General features: G+C 63.0%; 8 protein-coding genes. 1 reads left to right on the forward strand and 7 read right to left on the reverse strand.

All coding sequences use genetic code 11. The annotated features are described in order from the left end of the window. Window positions 1-452 precede the first annotated feature (452 nt). From GOEFS_RS07210 to GOEFS_RS07235, 6 genes are all read right to left on the reverse strand, one after another. Window positions 453-1,349, reverse strand: a complete 897-nt coding sequence (locus tag GOEFS_RS07210) for a 1,4-dihydroxy-2-naphthoate polyprenyltransferase (protein WP_007317239.1) — start codon at window positions 1,347-1,349, stop codon at window positions 453-455. A 36-nt stretch (window positions 1,350-1,385) separates the two neighbouring features. After that, the gene (menE, locus tag GOEFS_RS07215; RefSeq protein ID WP_007317240.1) at window positions 1,386-2,510 is read right to left on the reverse strand and encodes an o-succinylbenzoate--CoA ligase; all 1,125 of its coding nucleotides are present in this window, start codon (window positions 2,508-2,510) and stop codon (window positions 1,386-1,388) included. A gap of 31 nt (window positions 2,511-2,541) precedes the next feature. Continuing rightward, window positions 2,542-2,868, reverse strand: coding sequence for a DUF3349 domain-containing protein (locus GOEFS_RS07220; protein WP_007317241.1), 327 nt, complete (start codon window positions 2,866-2,868; stop codon window positions 2,542-2,544). Between the two features lie 87 nt (window positions 2,869-2,955). Beyond that, window positions 2,956-3,267, reverse strand: coding sequence for a DUF3349 domain-containing protein (locus GOEFS_RS07225; protein ID WP_007317242.1), 312 nt, complete (start codon window positions 3,265-3,267; stop codon window positions 2,956-2,958). 20 nt (window positions 3,268-3,287) lie between these two features. Further along, on the reverse strand, window positions 3,288-3,569 hold the full coding sequence (locus GOEFS_RS07230) for a hypothetical protein (protein ID WP_007317243.1): 282 nt from the start codon (window positions 3,567-3,569) through the stop codon (window positions 3,288-3,290). Window positions 3,570-3,595: 26 nt separating this feature from the next. Continuing rightward, window positions 3,596-4,813, reverse strand: coding sequence for an inorganic phosphate transporter (locus GOEFS_RS07235; protein WP_007317244.1), 1,218 nt, complete (start codon window positions 4,811-4,813; stop codon window positions 3,596-3,598). Between the two features lie 193 nt (window positions 4,814-5,006). Here GOEFS_RS07235 and GOEFS_RS07240 point away from each other — a divergent pair, with 193 nt between their 5' ends. Further along, window positions 5,007-6,068 (forward strand): LLM class F420-dependent oxidoreductase, encoded by a 1,062-nt coding sequence (locus tag GOEFS_RS07240; protein WP_007317245.1) that lies wholly within the window; start codon window positions 5,007-5,009, stop codon window positions 6,066-6,068. A 430-nt stretch (window positions 6,069-6,498) separates the two neighbouring features. Here the strand turns inward: GOEFS_RS07240 and GOEFS_RS07245 are convergent. After that, window positions 6,499-7,239: 1,4-dihydroxy-2-naphthoyl-CoA synthase (locus GOEFS_RS07245; protein ID WP_007317246.1), on the reverse strand; the 741-nt coding region annotated here is incomplete at its 5' end.

Consider the following 7,239-nt stretch of genomic DNA (forward strand, 5'->3'; position numbering starts at 1 on the left):
TTTCCGTATTTGCACAGTCCCCACTTTTTGCGACAACGAAGATCGCGGTGAGCGTCGCAGGGCGGCGCGCTTGGTGCGTTCTCTCTGGAGGTGGGCCACCCAACTGATCGCGAGACGGCACTCTCACCGGCCTGGCAACACCCACCGACGTACGGGATCACTCTGGAACGCGCACACCGAACTTGAAGGCGCCAAGCGCTGTGGCGGGATCGGCACTGGCCCACGCGTGCCGTGACCGCGTCGACTGCGGTGGTTGGTCAGAAGAAGTGCCATCACACGACTCCGAAATTTGAGAACACAACACGACAACAGGCATCACGACGCCAACGCGCCTGATCAACAATGCTTCCCGCATTTGGCGACCACCTGAGTTCATGGCCTCAAACCGTCATTACGTTCGATTGTGTTTCACAATGCCTATAAGTCAGGGTAATTCAGAGCATTATCGCCCCCTACCCGACCGCCAGCCCAACCGCAGTCAACACCGACCACGCCAGCATCGCCTGTCCGGTCGCACCCAACGTTGGGATTAAACCCATACCGTTCGCTCCGCCGATAACTGGCTTGTTCGCGATGTAGACCAGGGGAGCGGCCACCAAGCCGATCAGTGCCCATGGCGTCGCCGCGACGAGCGCGAGCGATACGACAAACGGCACAACCGTCAGCGTCGTGAACAAGACCCGAGTCTTGGCATCGCCGAGTCGTACCGCGACGGTGATCTTGCCAGACTCGGTGTCGGTCGGGATGTCGCGGAGGTTATTGACCACCAACACCGCCGACGACAGCGACCCCACCGCGATCGCGGTAAGCACCCCAACCCAGTCGACTCGCTCGACGAGCACATATTGCGTTCCGCATACAGCCACCAGGCCGAAGAACAGGAATACCGCGACCTCGCCGAATCCCAGGTAGCCGTAGGGCTTCTTGCCGCCGGTGTAGAACCACGCGCCCGCGATGCAGATCGCGCCGATCAACACCAACCACCACGCGGTGACCAACGCCAGCACGAGCCCGCACACCGCGCCGACGCCGAGGCATCCGAATGCCGCGGCTTTTACCGCGCCCGGACTCGCCGCACCGGAGCCGACGAGTCGCATCGGCCCGACGCGGTCGTCGTCGGTGCCGCGAACGCCGTCGGAGTAGTCGTTGGCGTAGTTGACGCCGACGATCAGCGAGAGCGAAACAGCAAGGGCCAGAGCAGCTTTCCACCATTCGATGCCGATGAAACGATCGCCGACGCTGTCGGCCGCAAGATGCAATGCCGCACCTGTTCCGGCCACCACCGGAGCTATCGCGTTGGGGAGCGTGCGGGGTCGCGCACCGTCGATCCACTGTTTCACCGAAGCCACGCGTCGATCCTTCCATGCGCGAGTACGGCCAGAACCTCAGCCCTCCAGCTGAGCGCGCAGGGCCCGCCGATCGACCTTGCCGGGACCGCGCATCGGCAACGCATCGACGATAAACAACTCACGCGGTGCGGCGAAGCGATCACACTGCTCGGAGACACGACCGGCCAGGGCATCGAGTGTCGGCTCGACATCGCCAGCGGCGACCACCACGGCGACCACCCGCTGACCCAGCCGTTCGTCGTGAACTCCGACGACGGCGCATTGTGCGACGGCGGCGTCTTCAAGGAGCACGGCCTCGATCACCTGCGGCACGACCGTCAGCCCGCCGGTGCTGATGGCCTCGTCGGCTCGGCCGATGATCGACAGCACACCGTCGTCGACGCGTCCGAGATCGTCGGTAAGAAACCAGCCGGTCTCCGCGAATGACGGATGATCGGGCAGATTGCGGTAGCCGTGGGCGACAGTCGGCCCGCCGAGGGCGACTCGTCCAGACTCAGTGATCCGCACTCTGACCCCATCGAGCGGCATGCCGTCGTAGACGCAGCCGCCCGCGGTCTCGCTCATCCCATAGGTCGCGACGATGCGTACCCCTGCCTGCTCGGCTCGTAGGCGCAGCGACGGCGGAGTCGCCGCACCGCCGATGAGGACCGCATCGAATTCGCTGAGAACCTTTGTCGCCGAGGGTGATTCGAGGACCTTTAATAGTTGCGTCGGTACTAACGAGGTATACCGCCGCGGACCCCGAAGAGTATCAGCGGCCGCGATGAATTCTTCAACATCGAATCCGGCTGACACGTCGAGGACCCCGGGCAGGTGACCCGCCGCCAACGCGCGCAACAGTACTTGCAAGCCCGCGATGTGATGGGCCGGCAGCGCCAGCAGCCAGTTGCCGGGCCCGCCGAGCCGCCTGGCCGTTGCCCGCGCCGACGCCCGCAGGGTCGCGGCGGTATGCACCGCTCCTTTGGGAACTCCGGTGGTGCCCGACGTCGCGATCACAAGTGCGGCATCGTCGGCGATCGGTTGGTCGGCGCCGAGTGCTTCTTTGAGGAGAAGGGCGGTCGGATCGCCGGTTTCGGGCGGTAGCGGCAGGTAGGCGGCGGTGCCGTCGAGTAGTGCGATGAGCTCGTCGGCGACGTCGAGGACCGCGGGGCCCGCCGGCATGGATAGTGGGGTTAACCGACGCGCGTGAGTGTCACTCACTCGGCGGTGGTCCCAGCGGATGGTCGTCGAATGGCCAACCGGCACCTTCGAGAACCTTGCGCACCCGGTTGAGATCGGTATCGTTCGGCAAATCCTCGGTGACCTTGGTGATCTCGACGCCGGCATCGATCTTGGAGATCTCATCGGACGGCAGGCGCGCTTCCTTGATCAGCGAGACGGCTACGTCCTGAACCTCGTCTTCGGTGAGCTGACGTCGTAGGAGTGCGACCAAGGGGATGTAGTCGCCCTGCGGCACACCGTTGGGGTACCCGGCACGCAGCCAGTCGATGACACTCTTCAAGAACGTTGGGCGATCCATGCGGTACCTCCTTTATCGCAAGAGTATAGAAACCAGGAATCCCGCAGCGATTTCGCTACGGGATTCCTGGTGGGGAAGTGCGAAGCGTCAGCCGACGGTGACCTCGGTGGTAAGAGGCCAACCGGCTGCGGCGAGGCGGCTGGCCACCTGGTTGATTTCTTCGGCGTTTGGCTCTTGCGCGGTCACCCGGGTGATCGCGTCATGGATCTGTTCTTCGGTCAACGGGGTGTCAGTGCCGTATTCGCGAGCGAGAGTTAGCGCCACCGTGGTGACCTCCTGCTCATCGAGGACGCGGGTCAGCAATGCGAGCAGCGGGGGAAACTCGGTCGGGTCGATGCCTTCGGGATATCCCTTGCGAACCCACGAAACGATGGACTCGAATGTTGACTGGTTGGTCATGGTGCGCGTCTCGCTTTCGGTTATTTGTAGCCGAACGGGAAGATCTTGACGTCGGTGTAGTAGTAGATCGTCTGACGGGTGATCCACAGGATGCCAGTCACGATGACCAGCGCGACGATGGCGAAGAGCACCATGCCGAGATACTTGAGAATTGGGTTGGGTGCGGAAACGGTGCCGTCCTCGTGCACGGTTCCCGAACCATCGGCGTACCAACGCAGCCCCACCGCGAACAGCGCGGGCAGACCGGCACCGAGCAGCAGGCCGATGGCCAGCACCTTGGCGATCGATTCAACGATATCCATGAGTCTTCTCAGTCCTTAGTTCGAGGTCAGGCGACGGTCGTGGGGTTCTTGACGGTGGCGTCGTCAGCCGGGATGAGGCCGTTCTCGTCGTCCCACTCGGCGTTGACGTTGCCGGCGTCGACCTTGTTCTGCTGGGCACGCCAGTACATGTAGCCCGAGAGTGCGACGAGGATCGCGAAGATCGCGATGGCGCCGGGAAGATCACCGATGAGATGTGCGATGAAGTAGCAGAAGGCGCCGACCAGACCAGCGGCCGGCAAGGTGGTAACCCAGGCGACGACCATTCGGCCGGCGACCTGCCAGCGAACCTGAGCGCCCTTCTTGCCGACACCCGAACCGAGGATCGAACCAGTGGCGACGTGCGTGGTCGACAGCGCCATGCCGGCGGCCGACGAGGTCAAGATGATCGCTGCAGAACTGGCTTCAGCGGCCAGGCCCTGCGGGGGAGCGATCTCGACGAGGCCCTTGCCCAGGGTGCGGATGATGCGCCAGCCGCCGAGGTAGGTACCGAGGGCGATGGCGGCGGCGCAGGTGAACACGACCCAGAAGGGCAGCCCATGCTTCACGCTGCTGGCGTCGAGGTGGCCGGAGGCGATGAGTGCCATCGCGATAACGCCCATCGTCTTCTGAGCGTCTCCGGTGCCGTGTGCGAGCGAGACCAGCGAGGCCGTGGCGATCTGGCCGTAGCGGAAGCCATCGTCCTTCTGGTTATCCGAGAGTCGTTTGGTGATCGCGTAGATGAGGTAGGTGCCACAGCCGGCGACGAAGCAGGCGATGACCGGCGCCATAAGGGCGGGAACCAGGATCTTGGCGGTGATGCCGTGCCAGTTGACACCGCCTGTTCCGATCGCCGCCAGTCCGGCACCGATTAGTCCACCGAATAATGCGTGCGACGAACTCGACGGGAGGCCGAACAGCCAGGTGAAGAGGTTCCAGAGGATGCCGCCAATGAGACCGGCAAAGATGATGAGCAGGGCCTTTTCGGCGTCGAGGCCTTCGATAAGGCCGCCGTCCTTGCCCTGAATCTTCAGGACGTCTTTGGTGATAGTGGCCGCGACCTCGACGGAGAGAAACGCTCCGACCAGGTTCAGGATGGCCGAAAGGCCAACTGCGACTTTGGGTTTGAGGGCGCCGGTGGCGATTGAGGTGGCCATCGCGTTGCCGGTGTCGTGGAATCCGTTGGTGAAGTCGAAACCAAGTGCGGTGATCACCAGCAGCACTAGGATCAGCATCTCTGCGCTCATGGTTTAAATAATGATGTGCGGACTACGAATTCGCCTAACCAATGCGCGGATTAGTCGGCGAGGTGACCAGCAACTTTGCCTGAGGATTCGCTGAGTTCACCAACTGTTCATCTAGCCGACCGCGGACTGCAACCAAGCGCGGTGTGACGTGGCCGACACCATGATGTCCGGTGGCGTGGAAGAATCGGCGAACATGACTTCCATCAAACTCGGCATGCCAATCAATTATGCGGGCGACTTCCGGGAAACCATTGCCAATCTCGCCGATTTCGAAGGCGTTGGCGTCGGTCGGATCGCGGTCCCCGAGGCATATAGCTTCGACGCCGTCAGCCAGCTCGGTTTTATCGCGGCCAAGACCGAGAAGATGGAACTGCAGACGGCGATTCTGCCGATGTATACCCGAACTCCGACCAACCTCGCGATGACCGCGGCGGGGTTGGATTACATTTCGGACGGCCGGGCGATCCTCGGAATTGGCGCGTCGGGGCCGCAGGTCATCGAAGGATTCCACGGCGTCAAATACGACTTCCCGCTAGGGCGGGCACGTGAGAACGCCGAAATCTGCCGTAAGGTTTGGCGGCGCGAGAAGGTCGAGTTCGCTGGCAAGCACTACACCCTCCCGCTCGATGAGGAACATGGCGGCAGCGGGCTGGGCAAGTCCCTCAAGATCATCAATCATCCAGTGCGCGAACGTATTCCGATGCTGCTGGCCGCGATCGGGCCGAAGAATGTCGAGTTGGCGGCTGAGTTGTTCGAAGAATTCCAGCCGTTCCTGTTCCATCCGGAGTATGTCGATGCCGCGTTCGGCGACGCGCTCGCCGCCGGTAAGGCGAAGCGTGATCCGTCGCTTGGCGACCTCGGCATCGTCGTGCAGGCGGCCGCGCTGGTCACCGAGGATCAGGACGCGATCGACAACGCTCTCGCCGGAGTCCGGCACCATGCCGCGCTCTACATCGGCGGCATGGGCGCGCGGGGAAAGAACTTCTACAATTCCCTGGTGGTGCGGTACGGCTACGCCGACGCAGCCAAGCTGATTCAGGACCTCTACCTTGACGGCAAGAAGGCCGAAGCCGCCGCAGCCGTGCCGGACGATCTGGTACGCGCGATGTCGTTAATCGGACCGAAATCCTATGTGGCAGAACGGGTTGAGGCGTTCAAGCAGGCCGGTACGACGGTGGTGCTCGCGTCGCCGTTGGCCGGTACGCACGCCGAGCGGGTCGACACGATGGCTGCGTTGCGCGAGTACTTCGACTAAAGGGCCAAACCGCTGGTCGAGTGCCCGGCGAGGCGTTAGCCGAGGCGGGTGTACCGAGACCTCGGTGAAAAGCATTGATCACCTTGGCATTTCGGTTCCCCGGGTCTCGATACACCGGCGAGCTCGCAAGCTCGCGCGACGGCACTCGACCATCTGTTGGGCGGTTATGACCGCTGGTCGAGACCTCGCAAGCTCGCGCGACTCGACCATCTGTTGGGCGGTTATGACCGTTGGTTGAGACCTCGCAAGTTCGCGCGACTCGACCATCTGTTGGGCGGTTATGACCGTTGGTTGAGACCTCGCAAGTTCGCACGACTCGACCGTCGGCGGGGCGGCTATAACCGCTGGTCGAGTGCCCGGTGAGGCGTTAGCCGAGGCGGGTGTATCGAGACCGCGGTGAGGTGTCGATTGTTAGCCACGTGGCGCACCCTCAGTAGTAATAGGGGAACGAATCCCAGTTCGGGTCGCGCTTTTCTAGGAACGCGTCGCGGCCTTCGACGGCCTCGTCGGTCATATACGCGAGTCGCGTCGCTTCGCCGGCGAACACTTGCTGACCCATCAAGCCATCGTCGGTGAGGTTGAAGGCGAATTTCAGCATGCGCTGAGCGGTCGGTGACTTGCCGTTGATCTTGCGGGCCCACTCGATGGCGGTGTTCTCCAAATCGGCATGGGGCACAACACGATTCACCGCTCCCATGTGATACATGGTCGCTGCGTCGTATGCCTCGCCCAGGAAGAAGATCTCCCGCGCGAACTTTTGACCGACCTGCTTGGCGAGATATGCGCTGCCATATCCGGCGTCGAAGGAGCCGACGTCGGCGTCGGTCTGCTTGAAGCGCGCATGTTCCTGCGAAGCGAGGGTGAGGTCGGCGACCACGTGCAGCGAGTGTCCGCCGCCGGCGGCCCAGCCGTTAACGACCGCGATGACCACTTTGGGCATGGTCCGGATGAGTCGCTGCACTTCGAGGATGTGTAGGCGTCCGCCTTCGGCGGCGACTCGTGCGGCGTCGACGCTGGATGCGTCGGCCGCGTTCACGTCGGCGTCGTGGCTGGTCGCGTACTGATATCCCGACCGTCCGCGAATACGCTGATCGCCGCCGGAACAGAATGCCCAGCCGCCATCCTTGGGGCTCGGCCCGTTGCCGGTAAGCAGGATGGTCCCGACGTCGGG

Source organism: Gordonia effusa NBRC 100432 (genome assembly GCF_000241305.1).
GTDB classification, from domain to species: domain Bacteria; phylum Actinomycetota; class Actinomycetes; order Mycobacteriales; family Mycobacteriaceae; genus Gordonia; species Gordonia effusa.